Genomic DNA, 21,074 nt, shown 5'->3' on the forward strand with positions numbered 1-21,074 from the left:
CAATGTGGCCCTCAATATCGACCAGCAGATGGCAGGCGCGGAAACCGCCGCCCCGGGTACCGGAAGCACCCAGCCTCAATCCGCTTCCCGCGCCTACGTCATCGGCATGCCCATCGCCAGCGCCGGCCTCTGGATGGCCGTTCTTGCACCAGCGCTGGTGGTCCTCGCCATCAAGGTTTCGGAGATCACCACTCCAGATACGCGCGCCGGAGCACTGAGCCTCGTGGCAGGCGTCGGAGCGGCTGTCGCTTTGCTCGCCAACCCGTTCTTTGGCCGGCTCAGCGACCGGACCACGTCCCGGTTCGGGATGCGCAAACCGTGGATTGTGGGCGGTTCCCTGATCGGCCTTGCAGCACTCTTCATGCTGGGTTCGGCCACCGAAGTCGGGGTGGTCCTTGTGGCTTGGGTTGTAGCACAGCTGGGCTTCAACGCAGCCCTGGCCGCCCTGGTCGCGACCCTTCCGGACCAAGCGGGACCGGCGGAGCGCGGGCGCCTTTCCGGGCTCATCGGCATGACGTTGCCCATTGGCCTCGTGGCGGCGGCTTTCTTCGCCCAAATGTTCGAGACCGCCCTGCAGATGGCCGTTGTCCCGGGGATCGTAGGCACGGCAATAGCCATTGCCTTCGCCTTCACCTTCAAGGACCGCGTCCTCACCGAAAAACCGGCGCCGCTGAACCTCAAGGAAGTCCTTGGTTCCTTCTACTTCAACCCCAAGGATCACCCCGGCCTGGGATGGGCTTGGGTCACCAAGTTCCTGGTTTATGTGGGCTACTGCGCCGGCCTGCTCTACCTGCCGTACTTCTTTACGGACCACCTCCACGTCGCCGAAACCCAAGTCACCAGCCTGGTGTTCCAAGCAACCCTGGTGAGCTCTGCCGGAACCGTCATCACCAGCCTCGCCGGTGGCTGGATCAGCGACCGCCTTGGCAAACGCAAAAGCATGGTCATCATCTCTGCCCTCATCATGATGGGCGGCCTGGTGGTTATCGCCACCAGCACCGACACCGGCCAGGTCCTGGTGGGCCAAGGAATTCTGGGCCTGGGTCTCGGTGTCTTCAGCGCCGTTGACGTCGCGCTCATCACCGACTTGTTGCCCGAAGACCAGTCGGAGAACGCCAAGACCTTCGGCGTGTTCAACATCGCCCAGGCCCTCCCCCAATCCCTGGTGCCTGCCATTGCCTTCCCGGTCATCGCACTGGGCGGCTACCCCGCATTGTTCCTCGGTGGTGCTGTTGTTGGCATCATCGGTGCCCTTCTCGTCACACGCATCAAAGGAGTCAAGTAAATGAATCCCACACTTTCGGCCGCAGTCACAGCACCAGCAGCAGGAGCGCAGGATGCCGAAACCAGGATCCAGGAACTCGCCCGGAGCCTGACGCTTGAGCAGCAGGTGCAACTGCTGACGGGCGCAGACGTGTGGTCCACGCACGCCATCGCTGAGATCGGGCTGTCCCGTGTGGTCATGTCCGACGGACCGGCAGGCGTCCGGGGTGAAGACTTCGACGAGCGGCACGACTCCGTCTCCTTGCCGTCGTCGTCCGCTCTGTCCGCGACCTGGAGCGTTGAAACCGCGCGCCGATACGGGCAGGTCCTGGGCCAGGAGGCCCGCCGTAAAGGCGTCCACGCCGTCCTGGGCCCCACCATCAACCTGCACCGCTCCCCGCTGGGCGGCCGCCACTTCGAATGCATGAGCGAGGACCCGCGACTCACCGCCACCATGGCCGCCGGGTACGTGGCAGGCGTCCAGTCCATGGGAGTCGGCGCCACGCCCAAGCACTACCTGGCCAACGAAGCCGAGACCGAGCGCTTCACCGCAGACTCCGTAGTGGACGAGCGGCCGCTCCGCGAGCTCTATCTGGCAGCCTTCGAGGACGCCATCACCGAAGCACGCGCCTGGCTGGTCATGAGCTCCTACAACTCCATCAACGGCACCACCGCGAGCGAGAACACGCTCCTTGAAACGCCACTGTCTACCGAGTGGGGCTTCGACGGCGTCGTGGTGTCCGACTGGACCGGCGTCCGCTCAGTGGAAGCCGCCAACGCACACCAGGACCTGGAAATGCCCGGACCGGTAGGCCACTGGGGTCCTAAGCTCCTCGCTGCCGTCAACGATGGCCGCGTCAGCCCTGAGGCGATCCTGGAAAAGGTCACCCGGATCCTGCGCCTCGCAGCCCGTGTGGGCTCCCTGGAAGGCTTCGAACCTGCAGTCACCCAGCTCCCGGCGTCACTGGACGGGGCCGCCGTCGCGCGTGAAGTCGCCGTCCGCGGCGCCGTGCTGGTCCGCAACAAGGGCCTGCTTCCGCTGGATGCCAAGGCCCTCAGCAGCGTCGCGGTGATCGGCCACAACGCCGACGAAGCCCGCACCCAAGGCGGCGGCAGCGCTACCGTGATGCCCAAATACACCGTCTCACCGCTCGAAGGCCTGCAGAAAGCACTGCCCGACGACGTCACAGTCACCTACGCCCGCGGCGCCAAGGTGGCAGAAGGCATCCAGGCCTTCCCCCGCACCTCACTCCACAACCCCATCTCCAACGTCCCCGGAATCCGCGTGACCTTCCTCGCCGACGACGGCACGGAAATCTCGGGAGAAGACCGCCTGGCCTCGCACCTGATCTGGTTCGGCGTGGGAATTCCCGACGGCGCCGCCTCCATCCGTATGGAAGCGGACTGGACAGCCGAAACAGCAGGCGTCCACCACCTGGGCGTTGGGACCGTGGGACAGATCCGCTTTGTCCTGGACGGAACGGAAGTCTTCAACGACGAGATCAAGGACGACACCGACGTCCTGGGTGCCGCCCTCTTCGATCCCCCCAAGACCGTCCACGCCGTGGAAACCACCGCAGGCCAAACCATCCGGATCGAGGCCGAGTACCAGCTGCCCCAACAGCAGATCATCCCGTTCACAGCCATCCTGCTGGGCGAGGAGACCGTGGTGGCGGACCCGCAGGCCGAGATCGATGCCGCGGTGGAAGCTGCCCGGACTTCGGACGTCGCTGTGGTTGTGGTTGGCACCAACGCCGCCATTGAGTCCGAGGGCTTTGACCGCAAGGACCTGGACCTCCCCGGCTACCAGAACCAGCTGGTGGAGGCAGTCGCCGCAGCCAATCCGCGCACGGTAGTGGTGGTGAACTCCGGCTCGCCAGTACTCATGCCATGGCTGGACACGGTGGATGCGGTCCTGCTGGGGTGGTTCGGCGGCCAGGAGTTCGGCAGCGCCATCGCAGACATCCTGCTGGGCATCGAAGAACCTGGCGGACGCCTGCCCACCACCTGGCCCGCCGCGCTGGAGGACGTCCCGGTGTTGAACACCACGCCCGTTGACGGCAAGGTGGTCTACGCCGAAGGAATCCACATTGGCTACCGCGCCTGGCTCAAGCAGGAAGCGGCGGGCGGCGCAGCTCCTGCCCTGCCGTTCGGCTACGGACTCGGCTACACCACGTTCGAACTCGGCACCGCCCACGCCCCGCAGGCAGCGCAGGCCGGAAACGATATTGTGGTGCACGTTCCCGTCAAGAACACCGGCACACGCACCGGCCGGGAGGTGGTCCAGGTGTATCTGGACCGCGCCGATTCCGCCGTCGAACGTCCCGTTCGCTGGCTGGCCGGCTACGCCGGAACGCACCTCGCCGCGAACGGAACCGAGAGCGTGGAAATACATATCCCCGCCAAGGCGTTTTCACATTACGACGGCGGCTGGCAGTTTGAGCAGGGCACGTTCCGCCTGCTGGTGGGTCGCCACGCGGCAGACGACTTCCAAGCGCTGGACATCGAACTCCGGTAATACCTGGGCGAAATCACGCTGGGTGGCGGGTTTTTTTGCCCTCCACCCACGTGGTTTTCGCCACAAGCGGTAGAACTGGGGTATGGTATGGAATTTTCGTGGCATGCTGTACGTTGCATACCCGGTAACCCCCTAACACGAAGAGGCATTAAAAAGTGGCAGCCGATTACGACGAACTCCGTACCGATGTAAAAGAGAACCAGGAGCAGTCCCTCCAGGCTCTTCAATCCGCCAGCGCTCCCACGGCCAAGAGTGTCGTGCTTGAACTGGACGAAACCGATGGCCTCGACGCCAACGGCCCCGGCGGCGAAATCGTCGCTGAAGAACTGGTGATCCAGGTCATTCCGCAGGCAAACGACGAGTTCACTTGTCACTCCTGCTTCCTGGTTCGCCACCGCTCGCAGATCGCACGCGAAAAAGATGGCGTCGCCTACTGCACCGACTGCGAAGGCTAAGACAGCCCACCACCCCGGCGGAATCAACATCGTCAGGGAGTGCCGCCGTCGGGATTAAATTGCGGAAGGACCGGAGCAAGCGCTCCGGTCCTTCCGCAGTTAACAGCCACCGGCCACGAGTCCCTATGGCGCGGCTCCCGGGCCGCCCATGGTTTTCTTGCGGCGGTGGTTGACCATTCTGAGCTGGAGGATCCGCGCACCTCCGGCAAGGGCCACCAGCACGCCTCCGCCCACGGCCGCGATGAAGAGGGTGGTGCCCAGTGCGAGGGTTCCCTGCAGCCCGAAGAATCGGACCGTGATCATGTCCTGGTTCTGGACGAAGAACACGATCAGCATCACCAGGACCACCAAGCCAACGGCGACCGCCACCCACAGGGCGGCCGTGCGGGTTGGCCTGGACGGGCTGGCCACCGGAGGTGGGACCGCACGTTCCTGTCGGGGAGCCCCACTGGGAACCCCTGCAACATCATCCTGGAAACTCATCGACGACCCCCTCTTGTCCCGGCATCACCCTGCCCTCACATACTAAGCATGCTGATGACTTGCGCGGTAGTCAGTGACGCACGGAGTAGTCGGTTGAGGTAGGGCCGGGATCGTTGTTACGGACAGCGTAGTGATGGCCTTCGGAATCGGTCTCGACGTCGAAGTTCTTCAGGTCCGCCTCGGAAGCCGTCTCGAAATCATCATGCTTGTGCAGCACCGGGGTGTCCGTGTCGCCGTGGGTTGCAGGTCCAAAAACGGACTGCAACCGCTCGGTCACATGCTGGAAACCCTCCAATTTGCGTCCCATATTCTTCCACCTCCTTTCTTACGGGAGAGAAAGAGCGGCAGGGTCAGTGCGTGCCGTTCAGTGAGGCCAATTTTACGCCCGAATACGTCGCCGAGATGGCAGTTGGCCCCCATGTTTTTTGGGAAACACGGGGGCCAAGTGACAACCCGGCGGAGAAGGAAGGGTGGCTTACCGCAGGGATTTGTCGTCCGGGTTGCGGGGCACCACGTAGGTGCTGCCGTCGGGGCGGCGGAGTGTTTCCCACTGCTGGGTCTCGGCCTGGCGTTGGGCGAGCAGCTTCCGGTTGGCTTCGGTCATTTCATGGTCGAGGGAACTGCTGTGCGCGGGGCCGAAAACAACCCTGAACTTGCCTGTGGCGCGCATGAACTTCCGGGTGAGGGATTCCTTGGCCACGCGGATCGACTCCTTTTTAGACGGTTCAATGAGTCCATAGTACGCTAATCATTAGTACACTAACCAATTGATCAGCGCGAGCGGATGCCAGCACAGGAGACAGCCATGACGGCCACAGACCAGAGCACCCAGGAAGTCGACGACCTCCTCTTGGAGCGCCAACTGTGCTTTGCCCTCACCGTTGCTTCCCGCAGCGTGGTGGGCGTTTACAAGCCCGTGCTGGAACGCCTCGGACTCACGCACCCGCAGTACCTTGTGATGCTGGCACTCTGGGAGCGGAGCCCCCGTTCGTTGAAGGACATCAGCGACAGCCTCCTCCACGAACCAGCAACACTCTCCCCCTTGCTGAAGCGCCTGGAAGAAGCCGGGCTCATCACCCGCGAACGCGTCCCGGGCAATGAACGCGCCCTCGCCATCACACTGACGGAAAAAGGCGCCGCCCTCCGCGAACAGGCCACCGCCGTCCCCGGCGAAATCCGCGAGCGCCTTCAGCTCAGCCGGGAAGAGGTAGCCGGGCTTCACCAAGCCATGACGGGCCTGATCGCGGCAACCCAGCGGAACATCTCCCACTAACGGACCAACCCGGCAATCCAGGCAGACCACCCGCGTGCCCCCTAGCCAAGGGCACGGCCCCGGTGGTGTTCTGGAAGCGAACAGAGAAACGGGCACCACAAGTGCCACGTAAAATGGACGCAACCTAGGAGATTCCATGCGCATGCGATTTGTTCGGCCCCTGTTGGCAGTCCTGGCCGTCGCCGGCCTGGCCGCATGCTCAGGCACCCCAACCCCAGGTGCCACAGGCAGCGCAAGCCAAGCCCCGTCGTCGTCGGCGCCTTCAAGCAGCAGCCCAAGCAGCAGCCCCAGCAGCAGCGCGACTCCCAGTGCGTCAACAGCCACCGGCGCCGGCAGCGCCGAACTCTCCATCACGCTGGTGGAATCCCCCGAAGCCGCGCCCCAGACTTTCACGCTCGTCTGCGCGGACGGTGTCCCGGCCGCTGAAAGCAACCACCCAACAGCCGCCGAGGCCTGCACGTCCATCAAGAACAGCCCTGCCATCCTGAGCCCCGCTCCTCCCCGGACCGACCTAATGTGCACCCAGCAGAACGGCGGTCCGGCAACGGCCAAGGTGACCGGCGCCGTGGACGGCAAGGAAGTCACTGCGGCCTTCAGCCGGACAGACGGCTGCCAAATCGCATTGTGGGATGCCGCGAAGAGCATCCTCGGATCAGATGGCGGACTCTAGGCTGCGGCACCTCCCCCAGGAGCAATGGCTCGGGCTGGAGGCAACCCATCATGCCCGGGTGGCCCGCTATACGGACCCTTACCTGGCCCGGCGTTCGGCCGGGAAAAAGCACCCCGTTGAAGATTTCCTGTTCACCTATTACACGCAGAAGCCGGGGCAATTGCTGCGCTGGCATCCGGGCGACGGCGCGGTCCTCAGCGGTCCACGTGCCGTTGAGCGCGCCACGTGGAAGTTCTACCGAACGCTCGACGACGGCGAACTCGCCTCCTTGGGGCTGCCGGCGGGAACGCCGGCGGTCACCTTTGATCGAAGCGGCTTCCTGGCCGACCGTACCGAAGCGGTCCGCTTCGCGGGCATCATCCTTGCGGGCACGGCGAAGCGCCCGGCCCAGTTCGGCTGCTTTGGCCTGCACGAGTGGGCCATGGTGTACCGGCAGGAGAAGTTCGAGCTGCGGCACGAATACCTGAAGCTCAGGCTCGGCGGCGAGGGCACGGACACCGTGGTGGAAGAAAACCGTATCCGCTGCTCGCATTTCGACGCGTTCCGGTTCTACACTCCGGACGCCATTCCCCTGAACGAGCTCGAACCCACCCGTGAAAACCAGCGGACCATGGAGCAGCCGGGCTGCCTGCACGCCAACATGGACCTCTACAAGTGGGCGTACAAGCTGACCCCGGCGCTGCCCAGCGAACTGGTGATGGACTGCTTCGAGCTCTCGTGGAGGATCCGCGCCATGGATATGAAGGCTTCTCCGTACGATCTCGAAGAATGGGGCTACCCACCCATCAGGATCGAGACACCGCAGGGCAAGGCCGAGTACGTTGAATACCAGCGGGCTTTCGCGGCCGAATCCCAGGAGCTGCGGACCCGCGTGCTCCAGGCAGTAGATCCGCTCCTCCAGGAGCTGAGTGGATTGGCCGCCTGAGCACCCGCCGCCACCAGCGAAAGGTCACTATGGTTTCCCCCACGAGCGAGTCACCCAACAGCGAGTACGACGTCGACCTCACAGTCACGCTGACGGAGGCACCTGGCGCTGAGAGCCACGAGTTCCATCTCCGCTCCGCAGCAGGCATCCTCTCCCCGGACCCCGACTCCCTGGACTCCAACCTGCCGGATGCACCTGCGGCGCTGGCCGCCGTCGAGCAGTTTGGCGAGGAGATCTTCTTCCCGGAGCCCCGGCCCAACCGGATCTGCACGCAGCAATACGGCGGCCCGCAGGTAGCCGTCGTCACGGGCTGGTTCCGTGGTCGCAAGGTCCACAGCCAGTTCAGCCGGACTGACGGCTGCGAGATCGCACGCTGGAAGACGCTGGCATCGCTGCTGGGCAACACCGGGGGCTCATCCGGAAACGTCTAAGGGAAACAACAGTGGCCGGCGGGAATTCCCGCCGGCCACTGCCGTTTCAGCATCTGTTACTGGATCAAGAATGAACTAGCCGGCGTTGTTGCTCTGCGTCGGCTCGTCAGCGCGGATCTTGCCGCCCTTCTTCTTGTCCTTCTTGTCCTTCTTCGGGTCCTCCTCGTCCGGGACCACTACGGTGCCGCCGGGGTTGACCAGGACGGTGACGAAGCTCGGCTCGCTGGTGCCTGCGAAGGTGAGGCGGCCGATGTAGGAGCCAGGTTCCAGGTTCTTCCAGTTCAGCGAAATCTGGCCCGTCTTGCCGTTGGCGAGGCGGATCGGATTCGGCGTCACGGTGGCGTTGCCCTGGTTGGCACCGAGGACTGCAGCATCAACAGTGGCCTTGGTGGCCTGGTTGTTGGGGCTCGCGTAGAGGTTGGCGAAGACGTAGTAGTCGCCGGGTGCCGGGTTGGGCACGGACAGGGTTTCGCTGGCGGACGCCGTGGCGGCCGGCAACTGCTGACCGGACGGGGTGAGCACCAGCATGTCGAAGTCCGCGGCCTCGTTGGAGGAGATCACCGAGAACTTGGCCAGTGCACTGCCTTGGCCAACGGTCACTTTCTTCACGAAGTTGGAGGCATTGGTCTCGCCCGCGAACGGGCCGGGAACCAGCTCAACAGCCGAGGAATCAGCCTTGGACAGTCCGTCAATGGTGACGCCCACCGGGAGGTTGGTGCCGGAGGTGATGTTGATGGTGGCGGAGCCGTTGGGGCCCGTTCCCGTGAAAGCCAGGGCCTTGTCCGCGATGACGGACTGCGGCCTGACGGCGATCGGCGAGGTGACGGTCTTGTTGGCACCCTGCCAGCTCAGCGAACCCATGGCGAACTTGCCCAGCTCCGCGTTCTTGTTTTCGAACTGGACCTTGAAGGTCTTCTTCTCACCGGGAGCTCCGAAGGTCAGCACGGACGGCGTGACCTTGACGTTGACACCTGGAACGTTGACTGAGGCCCGGTAGGTTCCCGCGGTCAGGGCGGTGAGCGTGCGTGTGACCTCGATCTTGCCTGCGAGGTTACCGAGGGCGAACGAAGGAACGTTCATGTCGCGTGGTGCCGTGGTGCCAAGCCCTTCCATGCCCAGGTCCATGCCCGTGCCTTGGATGAACTTGAGGTAATCCTCGGTGGTGGCGTCGTATACGAGGCCGGGCGAGAGGACCTTTGCGGGGTCAACCTGTCCGGCGCCGGTGGCGAAGACGTCCTTGTTGACGGCGCCGTTGGCCAGCTTGACCGGTCCGGCGGTGGTCATCATGGCGGACTTCACAGTGGCCGGCGACCACTGCGGGTTCTTGCCCAGGATCAGTGCGCCGAAACCGGCAACGTGCGGTGAGGCCATGGACGTTCCGGAGAGGAAGCCAAAGTTGTCTCCACCGGTTCCGATCGGCGAAACACCAGCAAGGATCGCGACGCCGGGAGCGGATACGTCAGGCTTCAACAGGTCCGAGTCGGTGGCGAGCAGCGGACCGCGCGACGAGAAGCCGGCAATCTGCGGCTGCGCTTCGGCGGGCAGGCCCGTGGTGTCGCGGTTCAGTAGGGAGACGGTGATGGCCGGGTTGGCAGTGACCTTGTCCTTGATGGTCTGTGTTGCCGGCGGGTTCACATGGACCGTGGGGATGACGTGCTTGTCCGTGTCCAGCGACGAATCCGTCAGGTTCACCAGGATCATGCCGACGCCACCGCCGCGCAGTACTTCGGCGCTCTTGGCGGTGCGGTCAACCACGCCGCGGTCGCAGACGACAACCTTGCCGGCTACCTTGGCCGGGTCAAGCGAGCCCGGAGCACACAGGGCCGCGTTGCCTTCACCGCTTGCAGCGTTGGTGGACAGCACGACGCCGGCCCCGCTCACCTCGCGGTTCATGATGGACGCTCCGCGGAATTTGCTGCCATCGGAGAATTCAACGGTGCCCTGGAGCTCCTGCGAGAACGAGGTCGCGGCAACCGTGGTCAGCCAGGGCGCTCCGTGGTTCACGGTGCTGGCGGTCGGTCCGGAGTTGCCTGCCGAGGTGGCCACGAAGATACCGGCGGAAGCTGCGGACAGGAACGCCAACGAAACAGGATCCGTCGTAGTGGTGGTGGAACCGGAGATGGAGTAGTTCAGCACGTCCACGCCGTCCAGGATGGCCTGCTCGATCGCGTCCACGGAAGCGGAGCCATAGCAGCCGCCCGTGGCGGGATCGGTGTCTTCCCAGCAGACCTTGTAGACGGCAAGCTTGGCGGCGGGTGCGATCCCGCTGGTGGTTCCGAAGCTGCGGCCGTCCACTACGGCGTCCACGTTGGCGTTGCCCGCCGCAGTGCTGGCCGTGTGGGTGCCGTGGCTGTCCACGTCCACGGGAGAGATGACTTCTTCCGAAGCACGGTTTTCCGGGGGAACGGTCTCCAGGAAGGCGTCTGCGAAGTAGTGGGTGCTGAGGACCTTCGAGTTGCAGGCGCTGCCGTCGTAGTCCGCGCCGGTGTCAGTTCCGGGCTGGCATTCGCCGACGAAAGTATCGCCATCGGCCTTAAGCATGGCGATCTTGCCATCTGCCGTGCGGTAGGGAACGCCGACCTGCGGGTTACCGACCAGCGGGCCGACGGGTTCGCCGGCGAAGAACGGGTTGGAGGGGGTGTAGCCGGTGTCGATCACGCCAACAACGGTGCCCTTGCCGGCGTTGTCCTGGCCACCGTACTGGGTGGCCCAGGTGCCGTTGGGGCCGCTGAGCTTGAGGAAGTCCGTGGTGGAGTAATCCGGGGCATACTGGGTGTCCGGTGCCACCATGAGGACCTTGGGGTCCTTGGCCAGGTTGATGGCCTGGTCGGCCGTCAGGTTGGCGCTGAAGCCGTTAACGGCGGTGGTGAAGTCACGCTCGATGGTGATGCTTTCCTGGGTGGCAATGTCCTGCTGTTGCGCCTGCAGGTGCTGCTGGTATTCCTTCACCTCGGCGCTGTCGGCGTCGAGCTTTTTGCCCTCTTCCGGCTTGGTGGGTGCGAGGCCCGCCGTTCCGCCGTCGTAGGTTGCTGCAGGCTTCTCCGCCAGGACAACCATGTAGCGGCCGTCCTTATAGGCGCTGGGGTCAAGGTTCTTCTTGGCCACGCCTGCAACGTTCCCGGGCGTCTCCGGCGTGGGAGCGGCCTGGGCCGGCATCGCCATCGAAGAGAGGAGCAACGGCAAGCCCACGGCCAGTGCCGCGGCCTTTCGAAGCCCCCCGCTTCTGACGAAGCTCTTTCCTTGTGATTTCACGAGTGGTTGCACCTTTCACTGAGGGAGGACCAGGCTCCATCGCCTGGACCTGTCAACTTTTAGTTGGTTGAACCTTTGACAGTTCTTGTCAAAGCCGCGCAACCAGCCGAGTCACAGAGTACCTAGTGAGAGCCTAATATGACATACAGCACATTTCGGGAATTTTGTCTTGTCACAATCACCCCGGCCCTCCCCCAGCGAAGTGCTAACCCTTCGGCGTCACCTGCAGACGGTCAAAGGAGACCTGAACGCCGTCCGCGTCCAGGACCACTACGTCATCCCGCCCATTCTTCACGTCGGAGGGAAGGATGAACTCCACAGTGTTGTCCGTGGTCGGGAAGACCCATCCAAGGCGGTAGCCAGTCTTGTTCAGGTAGACGTAATACCAGTCGCCATACACGAGGCCGTTCAGCACCACCTTCTGGCCCGTGCGATACTTGTCCGCAGCTCCCAAGTCAGTGGGCGGCGTGCCCAGTTCCTGGACAGTCAGCGCGGGCTCAGCCATTGGCTGTGGCGGCTGCACGGCCAGCACCAGCGGATCACCCTGGGCAGTTGTGGCAACGTCACGGGAACCGTTGCGCGCCGTCGCCTCGAAGGAAGCAGCACCGAGCGCTCCGGCAACGATGTCTGCCGCCGTCAGCACATGCTCACGTGTTGCGGTCACCGTGGCACTGGCGGCGAGCACCGCCGCCGAGATGCCTGCGTCAGGTGCTTCCAATCCGGTCACGGCGACATTGCCCGCATTGCCCACGGTGTACGTGTACGTGACGGGATCGCCGACGCTGGCGAACCGGTCGCCGTCGGTGTCGATCCACTGGGCAGAAACGGTTCCCTCAAGCTTGGGCTCGCGGACTTTCAGGTCCACTTCGCCGCCGTTCACCGTGATGGTCTTGGTGGTTTGGCCGGCCGAGCTGACTTCCCACGTGCTTGTCGGAATGAAGAACCCCTGCTCAGCTTCCTGTGCAGTCACCGTGTGGCGAGGGGTGGTGCACTGGTAGCTCTGGCCGGCCGGCAGCACGCTGTAGCGGCAGTTGCCCGGGCCTTCCGGAAGGAAGGGGCTGAAGTTACCGGCGGTCGGGACCACCTTCTCAACCAGCGGGCTCGTGTTCTTCACCGTGAAGGTGTACGGGACCAGGTCCCCTGCCGCGTACGGCTGGGTCGCAAGGTCACGCCCGACGTCGGCACGCGCCCCGCTGATCCCGGCCGTCAGCAGGCCGTCGCGCAAAGCGACGGCAGCGCCGGTGAACGGCACCGTCTTAGTGAGCGACGGCGTCGAGCTGGCTGTGATGCTGAAGCTGGCTTCCGGCACGAAGTAGCCACGCTCGATGTCGGCTGCCGTGATCACATGCCTGGCGGTGGTGCAGTTGTAATTCGCACCGGCGGCAAGGTTGTTGAACCGGCAATTGGGGGCAGACGGCGGGAGGAAGCCTGAGTCGAACGTCCCGGAAACCGGTACTGAATTGGCCGTGACGTTCGCGGTGCTCTTGACGTTAAGCGAGTAACTGAGGACGTCGCCCACCTGGTAGGGGCTGGCCACGACATCCCGGGTGGGTGCCGTTCCCGTGATCGTCAGGCCCACCTGCGGCGCAACCGGCACGGTGGCGGTGAAGGTGAACTGCGAAACCCGGCCATTCGCCGTCGTAAATGCTGCGTTGAGATTCTGCGGGCCACTGGCGTTGGCCGGTGCCGTCAGGGCAACGTTGACGGTCACCGAGGCCCCGGGGGCGACGTCGGGAACCGGCACCGTGGTGGCCGACCATCCGCTGAGGGTGTAGACGGTGGCTGTTGCGCCGGACAGTGTGGCGGCTTCCTGGTTGGTCACTGTCACGGGCACCTGCTGGGTGGCCCCCGGCGTGGTGGTGACGGCCTGGACGGAGAGCGGAGCGCAAGCGTAATTCAGCCAGGCGTCGTCGAACTTCGCGAACGGCATGTTGTCCGTGTAGTTGCCTTCGTAAAGCACCCCGAACTTGCCCTCTTCCAAGCGGGTGACCGTTGAGTAAGCGGAGAAGCCGGAGCGGATGGTGCGGACGCCCGGCCAGGTGGCACCGTCGTCGCAGGAGACACGGGCCGAGACATTTTCACGTCCGGTCTTGGAGTTCGCGTTGGTGAAGATGAGTTTTTTCGCGTCGGCCGAGCCCTGCGCCGCATTGGGGAATATGCGTGCAATGGCCCCGTTGTTGGCGGGATCCGGGAGTTCCGTGTCCTGCGTGACCGGACCGTAGGTAGCGCCGCCGTCCGTGGAAATGGCCACTTTACGGTAGCCCTGGTTGGCATTGTCCCGGGAATTCAGCAGCACCCGGCCATCGGAGAGTTCCACGGTCTTGTTCTCGTCCATCCGGTCACCGACGTTGGCGCCCTTCTTCCACGTCACCCCATGGTCGTCGGAGTAGACGCTGTAGGCCTGGATCTTGTTGGTGCCGTCTGCCTGGCGGATATCACCGGCGTACTGCTGGATGAGGCGGCCCTTGTACGGGCCGTACTTGAGCTGGATGCCCTCGCCCGAGGATGCAAAGTTGGAGCGCACGTCGCCGGCCACCGGGCTGGTTTTGCTGGTTCCGGGTTTGGTGACATTCGTAATAAGCCGCGGCTGGCTCCAGGTGACGCCGCCGTCCGAGGACTCGATGACCGCCGAGGAAATCACTGACCTGTCGGCATCGTTGTTACCGAACTGGCTGCCGCCGAAGCCCTGGTCCTTGGAGTACACAAAGAAATTGAAGACCTTGCCGGCCTCGGCGTCGTAGACGTAGGAGGGGTCGCTGTAGCCGTATTTGGGACCGCTGGCGTCGCCCACGTGCCCGGCGGCTATAACGGTGACAGGTCCCCAGGTCTGTCCGCCGTCAGTACTGCGGCGTTGGACTATCGAGTTGGGGTTCGGAGCATCCGCGGCTGAGCCCGGACGACCGTCCCATGATGCGAGCACCACGTTGTTGCCCAGATACGTCAGGGCGGGGATCCGGTAGAAGAAGTTGGCGGCCGTGCGGTCAGCCGCGATGTTGGCCTCAGTGAAGGTACCCGGCGCTGCCGCAGGGTTGTTGGGGGGGATGGGGGCGGCGGTGGCCGGAAGAGCGAGGCCTCCAAGGAGGCCAAGGCTCAGTGCGCCGGCGGCTGCGGTGCGGGCGAGTGATGGTGCAGGGGGTATGGATTTCAAATCCAAGGTCCTTTCGAATCGGCGCGAGGGACGTTCGTGTTACGTGCTACGTCGAACGTCCTACAACCATAGGGTGTTCGCCGTCACATTGCTAGGGATGACTTTCGGGCGCACCTCCCCCCGCGCTGAAGCGGTAGCCTCAAGGGCACACCGCCCACCGCTTTTGAACCTGGAGTTGCCGTGAAAATCCTCGTCCCGGACACCATCGAATTGAACCTCGCCGATCTCACCACTTCAGGGGACCACCCGGTGGTGTACGCGGTGGACAAGCCCATTCCCAGCGAACACTGCGATGCCGAGGTGCTGGTGGTCTGGCGCAACACGTCGGAGAACCTGGCCGACGCGGCCCAGGCGATGCCCTCGCTCAGGCTCGTCCAGACACTGGCCGCAGGCCCTGATTCAGTCCTCGCGGCCGGATTCGCGGACACGGTGGGCATTACCTCCGGCCGCTCACTTCATGACGGCCCCGTGGCCGAACACGCGCTGGCCCTGGTCCTGGCGGCCATCCGCCGGCTGGACATCCTGCTCGAATCCCAGAAGGACGCGACGTGGAACGTGCCCTACAACGCGGTTCAGTCCAATCCGAAAACCGAACAGCACTACACGCTCGACGGCGCCAAGGTCACCATTTGGGGCTTCGGTTCGATTGCCGGACGCCTGGCTCCCCTGTTGGCAGCCTTGGGTGCAAAGGTCACCGGAGTGGCCAACTCGAAGGGCGAACGCTACGGCTTCCCGGTGGTCTCAACCCAGGAACTGCCGGAAGTGCTGGGCACCACGGACGTCCTGATCTCCATTCTGCCCGCCACACCGGAGACCACGGACTCCTTCAATGACTCGATCCTGCGGGCCCTTCCGGACACCGCAGTTTTTGTGAACGTTGGCCGCGGTGCCACGGTTGACGAGGACGCCCTCCTTGTGGCGCTGCAGGAGGGCAGGCTGCGGGCGGCGGCCCTCGATGTCACCAAAGAGGAGCCGCTGCCCTCCGACTCGAAGTTGTGGGGTGCGCCGAACCTGATCATCACGCCGCACGTTGCCGGCAACCGCCCCAAGGGCTCGGCACAATTGGTCACCGCAAACGTCACGGCCCTCAAGGAAGGCCAACCGCTGACCAACCAGGTGGCCGGCTGACACCTCCCCATTTTCTTGGGTGATTTCCTTGCGTGAAAATAATAAGCATGCTTATGGTGAGGTTTCCGGGGTGGCCAGCAGTGGGTTTCCATCCCGCGGAAGCAGCATGAACAACGTGAGGAATCGCAATGTATCTGCACACCCAACTTCTCATCAACGAAATTGCCGTAGACGAACCCGATCCCGCTGCAGCCAATGCCCTCCAGGAGGGACTGGGGGGTCAGTTCGGCGAAATGCGGACCATGATGCAGTACCTCTTCCAGAGCATGAATTTCCGTGGCGACCCCGCCTCCAAGCCCTACAAGGACCTCCTGCAAGGAATCGGCACCGAAGAGATCAGCCACGTGGAACTCATTGGAACCACCATCTCCCAGCTCCTCGACGGTTCTCCGCGATACCAAGGCAAAAAGTCCGATCCTGTGGACCAGCCCGGCGCCGGAGGAGCCACACCGCTGAAGATCGCCCTGGACACCAGCAACATCCATCATTACCTGGTGGGCGCCCAGGGCGCCCTGCCAGTAGACGCGGCGGGCAACCCCTGGAGCGGATCCTACGTTTACAACAGCGGAAACCTCGTCCTGGACTTGCTCTACAACCTGATGCTCGAATCCACGGGCAGGCTGCAGAAGTGCCGCATCTACGAGATGACGGAGAACAAGACTGCCCGTTCCACCATCGCCTACCTGATCGTCCGCGACCAAGCGCATGAGAACGCCTACGCCAAGGCCCTGGAGAGCCTGGGAGTGAACTGGGGCAAGGTCCTGCCGATCCCCAAAACCAATGCGGAGCAATTCCCTGAAGTAAAGAAGCTGCTGGACACCGGCCTCCAGAGCATCCAGTACACCTTCAGTGCCGACAATCTCAGCGAGGCCGGCAAGTTGTACCGCGGGGCTTCCCCCTCCAACGACGGGACCGAGCTCAGCACCGACGTCATGCCCGATGGATTCCCCATCACCATCTCCCCCGAACGCAAGGAAGAGTTCGCGCCGGGGCTGGACCCGGAACTGCTGGCGCTGATCCAGGCCACGGCCGAACAGGAACTCAAGGACGCAGACAGCCCCAAGGAAGCCACCAAGCCCAAGGCGGCCAAGAAGAAGTAGCACCACGTAAAAGGGTCCCCACCTCAACCGAGGCGGGGACCCTTTTTGGTCGTCAGGAAAATATCAGGCGTGCTCGTACGTCAGGCAATCAGCGGCTTCGCGGCCCGGGCCGACCTTGACGTCGTGTGCCTCGCACATGAGGTTGTTGTTGTGGACGCACTCCGACCGCTGGCAGGCGCCTACGTGGGCGAGGACCTTGGGAAGGCCGCCCATGGCATTGGTGTCAATGAAGGTGGCACAGGAAGCATGGTCCTGCGTTCCACCAATAGTGATTCCAAAGGCGGTGCAGCCATCATGGTTGAATCCGCAGCTGCCAACGCTACAGGCGGATACTTCGGCAATGTGGTCGGTCATTGTTCCTCCTGGTTTGGATCCTGAATAGTACTGGGGCCTAACCCCGCGTGTACTTTCCAAACTACGCCGGAAACGTTCTTTTTGACCGCTTTGAATAGCGCATTTGTATGTGCCCTAATCCGCGCCATTCCGCCGAAAACCGGCACTTCCAAGGTGAGGTTTCACTTACTTGGAGTGCGCAAGGCGTCACTGATTTTGGCTCGCGTTTCAGCGTCCAACGGAGCGGTCACACGGCTGCTCCGCGCAGCTCGGTCCGCCAGGATTTTCTGGATGACCATCCGGCCCAAACCAGCAAAAACTGCAGCGGCCACAACACCCAGCACCATCGATTTCGGTTTCTCAGCCATGCCGCAATCCTAGTGACGGCGGACACCCCCTGCCAGTGCCGGTGCCGACCCCGCCGCCAGGCTCAACCAGCCCCCGCCGTCGAGCCTTCAGTTGGGTCTTTTGCACCGCCGCGGCGGGGTGTCCTCGCGCAATCCGGCTGAATAGGGTATGTGGGCCACTCCCGGTAGAATAGGTGTGCAAGCTCGCGGAGCGCCCCCCACGCCGTTCAAACATTGCAGTTCACCACCGTGTTTAACCCTGTGTTCTAGACGCTGTTTGAATGCGGCTGAATGGCGTGAGACGGCACCTCCGCGGCAGCCTTATTTAAGGTTCACCCAACTCACGCACAGGAGTTACCGGATGCCCCGGATCGTCGTTGACGTCATGCCCAAGCCCGAGATTCTGGACCCCCAGGGGAAGGCCATCGTGGGTGCATTGCCCCGCCTCGGCTTCAACAGCTTCAGCGCAGTCCGCCAAGGCAAGCGTTTTGAACTGACCGTCGACGGCGAGGTGACCGACGCTATCCTGGCCCAGGCCCGCGAAGCTGCCGAGACCCTCCTGTCCAACCCGGTGATCGAGGATGTTGTCAACGTCGAGGTCGTCGAGGCCTGATATGACGTCGATCCCCCTGATTGGCGAGGCTGTAGCCGTCGCCGCCGAACCCCGGCTGGCAGGCGCCAAGATCGGCGTCGTCACCTTCCCCGGCACCCTTGACGACCGCGACGCCGCCCGTGCAGTGCGGCTTGCAGGCGCCACGGCGGTGCCGCTCTGGCATGGAGATTCCGAACTGGGCGATGTTGACGCAGTCATCATCCCCGGTGGTTTCTCCTACGGTGACTACCTCCGTGCAGGCGCCATCTCGCGTTTCGCTCCGCTGATGTCCAAGATCATCGATGCAGCGAACTCCGAGGCGAAGCTCCCCGTGCTGGGTATTTGCAATGGTTTCCAGATCCTGACCGAGTCGCACCTGCTGCCCGGGTCCATGATCAAGAACGACCACCTGAAGTTCATCTGCCGCGACCAGACGCTGCGCGTGGAGAACGCCAACACCGCCTGGACCGTGGACTACACCGATGGCCAGGAAATCATTGTGCCGTTGAAGAACCAGGACGGCCAGTACATCGCCGACGAGAAGACCCTCGATGCCCTTGAGGCTGAGGGCCGCGTGGTGTTCCGCTACGTGGGCTTCAACCCGAACGGCTCCCGCCGCGACATCGCCGGCATCTCCAACGCAGCCGGCAACGTGGTGGGCCTCATGCCGCACCCGGAGCACGCTGTGGAGGCCGGTTTCGGTCCCGAGGCTGGTTTGTCCGGCTCCGCCGGCGAGCCCCGCGACACCGACGGCCTCGGTTTCTTCACCTCCGTTTTGACCAAGATTGTGGGAGGCGACAAGTGACCACGGAAACCACCAAGAAGTTCAACATCGATACCGTTGAGCACGCTGCCAAGACCCCGGACACGGAACTCCCGTGGGCCGAGCTGGGCCTGAAGCAGAACGAATTCGACGAGATCGTCAAGGTCCTTGGCCGCCGCCCCACCGGCGCCGAGCTGGCCATGTACTCCGTCATGTGGAGCGAGCACTGCTCCTACAAGTCCTCCAAGAACCACCTCCGCCAGTTCGGCGAGAAGGTCACCGAGGAAATGAAGAAGGACATGCTAGTGGGCATCGGCGAGAACGCCGGCGTCACCAACCTGGGCGACGGCTGGGCCGTGACGTTCAAGATCGAGTCCCACAACTCGCCGTCGTTCGTTGAGCCGTACCAGGGTGCCGCTACCGGCATCGGCGGCATTGTCCGCGACATCATTTCCATGGGCGCCCGCCCGGTTGCCGTGATGGACCCGTTGCGCTTTGGTGCGATCAACCACCCGGACACCGCGCGCGTCATGCACGGTGCGGTTGCCGGCATCGGTGGCTACGGCAACTGCCTTGGCCTGCCGAACATCGGCGGCGAAATGGTCTTCGACTCCGTTTACCAGGGCAACCCGCTGGTGAACGCACTGGCTGTGGGCGTCATGCGCCACGAGGATATTCGCCTCGCCAATGCCTCCGGCAAGGGCAACAAGGTTGTCCTGTTCGGTGCCCGCACGGGTGGCGACGGCATCGGCGGCGCTTCGGTGCTGGCCTCGGAGTCCTTCGACGACACCAAGCCGTCCAAGCGTCCGGCCGTCCAGGTGGGCGACCCCTTCGCTGAGAAGGTCCTGATCGAGTGCTGCCTGGAGCTCTTCAAGGGCTCGCTGGTTGAAGGCATCCAGGACCTCGGCGCTGCAGGCATTTCCTGCGCCACGTCCGAGCTCGCCTCCAACGGCGACGGCGGCATGGAGGTCGAACTGACCTCCGTCCTGCTGCGTGATCCCACGCTGACCCCGGGCGAGATCCTCATGTCCGAGTCGCAGGAACGCATGATGGCCGTGGTCACCCCGGAGAACATCGCCGCTTTCGAAGCTGTGATGGACAAGTGGGCCGTGGAGTACTCCTGGTTGGGTGAGGTCACCGACACCGGTCGCCTCATCATCACCTGGGAAGGCGAAGTAATCGTCGACGTCGATCCCCGCACCGTTGCGCACGACGGCCCGGTCTACGACCGTCCGTTCGCCCGCCCGGAGTGGCAGGACTCAGTGCAGGCCAACGCCTTCACCGGTTCTGTTGAGGATGCCGGCCGTCCCTCAGCTCCGTCCGAGCTGGCAGCAGCCGTCACCGAACTCGTGGCGTCGCCGAACATGTGCAGCAAGGCCTGGATCACCAACCAGTACGACCGCTACGTTGGCGGCAACACGGCCATGGCTTTCCCGGATGACTCCGGCGTGGTCCGCGTTGACGAGGAAACCGGCCTGGGCGTTGCCCTGGCTACCGACGCCAACGGCCGCTACACCTACCTGGAGCCGTACCAGGGTGCACAGCTGGCGCTGGCCGAGGCCTACCGCAACGTCGCCACGTCCGGCGCTGTTCCGATGGCTGTCAGCGACTGCCTGAACTTCGGTTCCCCTGAGGACCCGGATGTCATGTGGCAGCTCGCCGAAGCCATTCGCGGCCTCTCGGACGCCTGCATGGAGCTCGGCATCCCTGTGACGGGCGGCAACGTCTCCCTGTACAACCAGACCGGCACCACACCCATCCACCCCTCCCCCGTGGTGGCAGTCCTGGGCAAGCTCGACGACGTTGCCCGCCGCACGCCGTCGGGCTGGCGTGAGGACGGCCAGGCCATCTACCTGCTGGGCACCACCGCAGCAGAGTTGGACGGTTCGGAATGGTCAAACCTCCGCGGACACCTCGGTGGCCTGCCCCCGAAGGTCGACCTCGCAGCGGAGCGTGCCCTGGGCGAGATCCTGATCAACGCTTCCCGCGACGGCATGGTTGACGCAGCCCACGACCTCTCCGAAGGTGGCCTCGCGGCTGCTTTGGTGGAGTCCTCGCTGCGCTACGGCGTGGGCGCCCGGATCGCCCTTGAAGAACTCATGGAGCGCGATGGCGTGGACCTGTTCACGGCTCTCTTCTCCGAGTCCCAGGCCCGTGCGATCGTGTCCGTGCCGCGCTCCGAGGAAGTCCGCTTCAAGGACATGTGCACCGCCCGCGGCTTCGCCCACCTCCGGATCGGCGTTGTTGACGCTGCCGGTGGAAAGCTGGAGATCAACGGAGTGGACGAGCTCTCCCTGGACGCTCTCCGCGAAGCACACGAAGCCACCCTGCCGAAGTACTTCGGCTAAGGACTGGCCAGCCAAAAGGCCCCTGCACTCGTCCGCAAGGACGGT

19 protein-coding genes are annotated in these 21,074 nt (G+C 63.9%); 12 read left to right on the forward strand and 7 right to left on the reverse strand.

Annotation, left to right across the window (positions count from 1 at the left end):
* The first annotated feature begins 4 nt into the window (after positions 1-4).
* The 3 genes from ACIQLI_RS00600 to ACIQLI_RS00610 all read left to right on the forward strand — a co-directional run bounded on the left by ACIQLI_RS00600 (position 5) and on the right by ACIQLI_RS00610 (position 4,236).
* Complete coding sequence (locus tag ACIQLI_RS00600; protein WP_400383927.1) at positions 5-1,285, forward strand: MFS transporter; 1,281 nt, start codon at positions 5-7, stop codon at positions 1,283-1,285.
* A complete protein-coding gene (locus ACIQLI_RS00605; protein WP_400383929.1) occupies positions 1,286-3,781 on the forward strand; it encodes a beta-glucosidase in 2,496 nt (831 codons plus the stop codon).
* A gap of 155 nt (positions 3,782-3,936) precedes the next feature.
* Positions 3,937-4,236 (forward strand): DUF4193 domain-containing protein, encoded by a 300-nt coding sequence (locus ACIQLI_RS00610; RefSeq protein WP_011773410.1) that lies wholly within the window; start codon positions 3,937-3,939, stop codon positions 4,234-4,236.
* A gap of 123 nt (positions 4,237-4,359) precedes the next feature.
* On the opposite strand, the gene ACIQLI_RS00615 is transcribed toward ACIQLI_RS00610, so the two are convergent.
* From ACIQLI_RS00615 to ACIQLI_RS00625, 3 genes are all read right to left on the reverse strand, one after another.
* The gene (locus ACIQLI_RS00615) at positions 4,360-4,719 is read right to left on the reverse strand and encodes a LapA family protein (protein WP_354228999.1); all 360 of its coding nucleotides are present in this window, start codon (positions 4,717-4,719) and stop codon (positions 4,360-4,362) included.
* Positions 4,720-4,789: 70 nt separating this feature from the next.
* The gene (locus ACIQLI_RS00620; RefSeq protein WP_159705659.1) at positions 4,790-5,026 is read right to left on the reverse strand and encodes a hypothetical protein; all 237 of its coding nucleotides are present in this window, start codon (positions 5,024-5,026) and stop codon (positions 4,790-4,792) included.
* Positions 5,027-5,194: 168 nt separating this feature from the next.
* Entirely contained in the window at positions 5,195-5,419 is a 225-nt protein-coding gene (locus tag ACIQLI_RS00625; protein WP_026541816.1) for a hypothetical protein, read from the reverse strand.
* A 105-nt stretch (positions 5,420-5,524) separates the two neighbouring features.
* Here ACIQLI_RS00625 and ACIQLI_RS00630 point away from each other — a divergent pair, with 105 nt between their 5' ends.
* The 4 genes from ACIQLI_RS00630 (at position 5,525) to ACIQLI_RS00645 (ending at position 8,018) form a co-directional block, all read left to right on the forward strand.
* On the forward strand, positions 5,525-5,992 hold the full coding sequence (locus tag ACIQLI_RS00630; protein WP_400383932.1) for a MarR family winged helix-turn-helix transcriptional regulator: 468 nt from the start codon (positions 5,525-5,527) through the stop codon (positions 5,990-5,992).
* 136 nt (positions 5,993-6,128) lie between these two features.
* On the forward strand, positions 6,129-6,662 hold the full coding sequence (locus ACIQLI_RS00635) for a serine protease inhibitor (protein ID WP_400383934.1): 534 nt from the start codon (positions 6,129-6,131) through the stop codon (positions 6,660-6,662).
* A complete protein-coding gene (locus tag ACIQLI_RS00640) occupies positions 6,649-7,587 on the forward strand; it encodes a 3-methyladenine DNA glycosylase (RefSeq protein ID WP_400383936.1) in 939 nt (312 codons plus the stop codon). The genes ACIQLI_RS00635 and ACIQLI_RS00640 overlap by 14 nt, the downstream gene beginning before the upstream one ends.
* 29 nt (positions 7,588-7,616) lie before the next feature.
* On the forward strand, positions 7,617-8,018 hold the full coding sequence (locus tag ACIQLI_RS00645; RefSeq protein ID WP_400383938.1) for a serine protease inhibitor: 402 nt from the start codon (positions 7,617-7,619) through the stop codon (positions 8,016-8,018).
* Positions 8,019-8,093: 75 nt separating this feature from the next.
* On the opposite strand, the gene ACIQLI_RS00650 is transcribed toward ACIQLI_RS00645, so the two are convergent.
* A complete protein-coding gene (locus ACIQLI_RS00650) occupies positions 8,094-11,180 on the reverse strand; it encodes a S8 family serine peptidase (protein ID WP_400384770.1) in 3,087 nt (1,028 codons plus the stop codon).
* A 295-nt stretch (positions 11,181-11,475) separates the two neighbouring features.
* On the reverse strand, positions 11,476-14,418 hold the full coding sequence (locus tag ACIQLI_RS00655) for an exo-alpha-sialidase (protein WP_400383940.1): 2,943 nt from the start codon (positions 14,416-14,418) through the stop codon (positions 11,476-11,478).
* 180 nt (positions 14,419-14,598) lie between these two features.
* Between ACIQLI_RS00655 and ACIQLI_RS00660 the strand changes: the two genes are divergently transcribed.
* Together ACIQLI_RS00660 and ACIQLI_RS00665 are read left to right on the forward strand one after the other, a co-directional pair.
* The gene (locus ACIQLI_RS00660; protein ID WP_400383942.1) at positions 14,599-15,546 is read left to right on the forward strand and encodes an NAD(P)-dependent oxidoreductase; all 948 of its coding nucleotides are present in this window, start codon (positions 14,599-14,601) and stop codon (positions 15,544-15,546) included.
* Between the two features lie 128 nt (positions 15,547-15,674).
* Positions 15,675-16,646, forward strand: a complete 972-nt coding sequence (locus tag ACIQLI_RS00665; RefSeq protein ID WP_354228986.1) for a manganese catalase family protein — start codon at positions 15,675-15,677, stop codon at positions 16,644-16,646.
* A gap of 63 nt (positions 16,647-16,709) precedes the next feature.
* Here ACIQLI_RS00665 and ACIQLI_RS00670 read toward each other — a convergent pair whose 3' ends face one another.
* Together ACIQLI_RS00670 and ACIQLI_RS00675 are read right to left on the reverse strand one after the other, a co-directional pair.
* Entirely contained in the window at positions 16,710-17,000 is a 291-nt protein-coding gene (locus ACIQLI_RS00670) for a DUF1540 domain-containing protein (protein WP_018779990.1), read from the reverse strand.
* 161 nt (positions 17,001-17,161) lie between these two features.
* Positions 17,162-17,347 (reverse strand): hypothetical protein, encoded by a 186-nt coding sequence (locus ACIQLI_RS00675; protein ID WP_354228983.1) that lies wholly within the window; start codon positions 17,345-17,347, stop codon positions 17,162-17,164.
* Between the two features lie 340 nt (positions 17,348-17,687).
* Between ACIQLI_RS00675 and purS the strand changes: the two genes are divergently transcribed.
* Genes purS through purL form a run of 3 tightly spaced genes read left to right on the forward strand, consistent with a single transcriptional unit; the run spans position 17,688 to position 21,029 of the window.
* Entirely contained in the window at positions 17,688-17,939 is a 252-nt protein-coding gene (purS, locus tag ACIQLI_RS00680) for a phosphoribosylformylglycinamidine synthase subunit PurS (RefSeq protein ID WP_011773385.1), read from the forward strand.
* A gap of 1 nt (position 17,940) precedes the next feature.
* On the forward strand, positions 17,941-18,723 hold the full coding sequence (purQ, locus tag ACIQLI_RS00685; protein ID WP_400383945.1) for a phosphoribosylformylglycinamidine synthase subunit PurQ: 783 nt from the start codon (positions 17,941-17,943) through the stop codon (positions 18,721-18,723).
* Entirely contained in the window at positions 18,720-21,029 is a 2,310-nt protein-coding gene (purL, locus tag ACIQLI_RS00690) for a phosphoribosylformylglycinamidine synthase subunit PurL (protein WP_400383948.1), read from the forward strand. Before purQ ends, purL begins: the two co-directional genes overlap by 4 nt.
* Positions 21,030-21,074 lie beyond the last annotated feature (45 nt).

Origin of the sequence: Paenarthrobacter sp. NPDC091669, assembly GCF_044756725.1 — a bacterium.
Taxonomy (GTDB): Bacteria; Actinomycetota; Actinomycetes; order Actinomycetales; family Micrococcaceae; genus Arthrobacter; species Arthrobacter bambusae_C.